The 2,988-nt window shown below is 74.5% G+C and carries 4 protein-coding genes; all 4 read left to right on the top strand.

Going from position 1 to position 2,988, the window contains the following annotated elements; translation table 11 throughout:
• Positions 1–121 precede the first annotated feature (121 nt).
• Complete coding sequence (locus ABD330_RS32100) at positions 122–304, top strand: Trm112 family protein (protein ID WP_280720206.1); 183 nt, start codon at positions 122–124, stop codon at positions 302–304.
• 104 nt (positions 305–408) lie between these two features.
• Positions 409–1,620, top strand: a complete 1,212-nt coding sequence (locus ABD330_RS32095) for an SIS domain-containing protein (RefSeq protein WP_344469841.1) — start codon at positions 409–411, stop codon at positions 1,618–1,620.
• 31 nt (positions 1,621–1,651) lie between these two features.
• On the top strand, positions 1,652–2,620 hold the full coding sequence (locus tag ABD330_RS32090) for a cation diffusion facilitator family transporter (protein WP_344469840.1): 969 nt from the start codon (positions 1,652–1,654) through the stop codon (positions 2,618–2,620).
• A 272-nt stretch (positions 2,621–2,892) separates the two neighbouring features.
• On the top strand, positions 2,893–2,988 hold a 96-nt coding region (locus tag ABD330_RS32085; protein WP_344469842.1), incomplete at its 3' end, for an adenosylhomocysteinase.

The raw sequence follows: 2,988 nt of genomic DNA, 5'->3' as shown, positions 1-2,988 counted from the left end.
TCGGGGCGTGGGCGCGGACCTGCGCAGGTCCACGCCCACGCCCGCGCCCGACCGGTAGGCTGACTACCGGTCGGGGCGCCAGCCCGGGCCCCGCACACTTCACACCCGGAGCCCGCACCCCATGAGCCTGCCGTCCTTCCTGCTCGACATCCTGGTCTGCCCGCAGTGCCACGCCGCACTCGCCGAGTCCGGTCAGGGCGACGAGACCGAGCTGCGCTGCACCGGCGAGAGCTGCGGCCTGGTCTACCCGGTCCGGGACGGCATCCCGGTGCTCCTGGTGGACGAGGCCCGCCGCCCGTCCTGACCGGCCGTCCCACCTGACCGGCCGTACCGGACCCGCTGTCCCGGCCGACCGGTCGCACGTCCGCACCAGCTCCCGTCTGCTCTCTCCTGCCGGAGGCCAGCCGTATGCTCGACGACGCCCTGCTCGACGACCCGGCCGCCCTCCGGCGCGCCGACCGGGACAACGCCCTGCTCGCCCTCGCGGGCGCGGGCGCCCGGATCCGTACCGCCCTGCGCCTGGCCGACGCGGCCGGCCTGTCCGACCTGCGTCCGGACGGGCGTCCGCGCACCGTCCTGGTCGCCGGTCCCGGCGCCGCCCTGACCGCGGGCGCCGCGCTGGCGGCCCTGGCCGTCACCAGCTGCCAGGTCCTCCCGCTGGCCCCGCACGACGTCGCCCCGATCGCCCGGGGCCACCTCGGCACCCCCGCCTTCACCGCCGGTCTCGCCTGGCAGCTCCCCGGCTGGGCGGGCCCGCTCGACCTGCTGGTGCTGGCCTCCGCCGACGGCGGCGAGCAGGGCCTGATCGGTCTCGCCGAGCAGGCGTACGCGCGCGGCTGCGCCATCGCCGTCATCGCCCCCGTCGGCAGCCTGCTCGCCGAGGCGGCCCTCCAGGTCCGCGGCCTCCCGCTGCCGTACGTCGCGGCGGCCGAGCCCGACGAGGACGAGCGCCCGGACCCGCCCGCCGAGGCCGACCTGCCCTCCGAGGACGTCGGCGCGCTCTGGGCCGTCCTGACCCCGCTGCTGGCCCTCGCCGAGCGGATCGGCGTCACCCAGCTCCCGCCGGGTGAGCTGGAGGCGACGGCCGACCGGCTCGACGAGGTCGCCGTCCGCTGCCGCCCGGACGCCGCCGCGTACGGCAACCCGGCCAAGGACCTGGCCGGGCAGCTGGCCGGTACCGTCCCGCTGCTCTGGGCGGACGGCCCGCTGGCGGGGGTCGCCGCCGAGCGCTTCGCCGCGATGCTCGCCGACCGGGCCGCCCGCCCGGCGCTGGCCGCCGTCCTGCCGCAGGCCCTCACCGCCCACCGCGGCATGCTGGTCGGCACACTCGGCGCGGGCGCCGACCCGGACGACTTCTTCCGCGACCGGGTCGACGAGCCCGACCCGCTGCTGCTCCAGGTCCTGCTGCTGCGCCGGACCCCGGGACAGGACGAACCCGACGAGACGGCGGACCCGGGCTACGCGGTCTCCCGCGCCCGTCGGCTGGCCACCGCGCACGACGTCCGGATCACCGACCTGACCAGCGGCCGGACGGACCCGCTCCAGGCCCTGGCCGAACTGACCGGCCTGACCGACTTCGCCGCCGTCTACCTCGGCCTGGCCGCGGCCGCACAGCTCTGAACACCGCCCACGCGAAGGACCACAGGGACATATGAGTACCGAAGGCGGCACCAAGGCCCTCGTCGCCGCGCTGTCGGCCAACCTGGCGATCGCGGTCAGCAAGTTCGCGGCCTTCGCCTTCACCGGGTCGTCGTCGATGCTCGCCGAGGGCGTGCACTCGGTGGCCGACTCCGGCAACCAGGTGCTGCTGCTGATCGGCGGCAAGCGCGCGGCCCGCGAGGCGGACTCCCAGCACCCGTTCGGCTACGGCCGCGAGCGCTACGTCTACGGCTTCCTGGTCGCCATCGTGCTGTTCACCGTCGGCGGGCTGTTCGCCTGCTACGAGGGCTACCACAAGATCCGGGACCCGCACGAGCTGCACGGCTGGTACTGGGCGGTCGGCGTGCTGGTCTTCGCCATCCTGATGGAGGGCTGGTCCTTCCTGACGGCCTACCGGGAGGCGGACAAGGCGAAGGGCGCGCTCGGCTGGGTCGACTACATCCGCCGCGCCAAGGCCCCGGAGCTGCCCGTGGTGCTGCTGGAGGACTCCGGCGCGCTGATCGGCCTGGTGCTCGCGCTGCTCGGCGTCGGTCTCACGGTGGCCACCGGCAACGGCGTCTGGGACGGGGTCGGCACCCTCTCGATCGGCATCCTGCTGGTGGTGATCGCGATCGTGCTGGCGCTGGAGACCAAGTCCCTGCTGATCGGCGAGTCCGCCGACAAGGAGGTGGTCGCCCTGATCCGCGAGGCCCTGGTCGACGACGAGGCGGTCACCGGCGTGATCCACATGCGCACCCTGCACCTGGGCCCCGAGGAGCTGCTGGTCGCCGCGAAGATCGGCGTCAACGCGGAGGACAGTGCCGCCCAGGTCGCCCGGGCCATTGACGCCGCCGAGGCCAGAGTCCGCCGGGCGGTGCCGATCGCCCGCGCCCTCTACCTCGAACCCGACATCTACAGCGCCGAGAAGGCAGCGGCCGGCCCGGATCGCGAGGCCACCCCGGGCGGTCCCGTCCCGCACTGAGGCCCGCCGGCCCCGGCACCTCTTTCGGCCAGGTCCGGGTGAATCCGGCCGTACGAAGCCCGTGCGAATGCGCCATCGGTGTAGATTCGTCACCAGAGCCAAACGTCGCTGCTGATGGCGGTCGATCGGCCGCGCCCGGCCTACCGTGCGCACCGGTCGAGGGAGAGAGGTCCTCCGACGGATTGTGCCGTAGCGGAGCGCCGGGCTGTCGGGCACTCCGCCGCGCAGCACACCCGTACGAGACCCGTCCCATGTAGCGAGGAGCACGACACATGTCGTCCAACATCACCGGTGACTTCAAGGTCGCCGACCTCTCCCTGGCGCCGTTCGGCCGCAAGGAGATCCAGCTGGCCGAGCACGAGATGCCG

It is taken from the genome of Kitasatospora kazusensis (assembly GCF_039529945.1).
GTDB classification, from domain to species: Bacteria; Actinomycetota; Actinomycetes; order Streptomycetales; family Streptomycetaceae; genus Kitasatospora; species Kitasatospora kazusensis.
This window is presented reverse-complemented; position numbering and strand designations above follow the sequence as displayed.

Excerpts from the sequence above, each read along its gene's own strand:
- ABD330_RS32100 (WP_280720206.1), top strand. The coding sequence starts at position 122 with ATGAGCCTGCCGTCCTTCCTGCTCGACATCCTGGTCTGCCCGCAGTGC.
- ABD330_RS32095 (WP_344469841.1), top strand. The coding sequence starts at position 409 with ATGCTCGACGACGCCCTGCTCGACGACCCGGCCGCCCTCCGGCGCGCC.
- ABD330_RS32090 (WP_344469840.1), top strand. The coding sequence starts at position 1,652 with ATGAGTACCGAAGGCGGCACCAAGGCCCTCGTCGCCGCGCTGTCGGCC.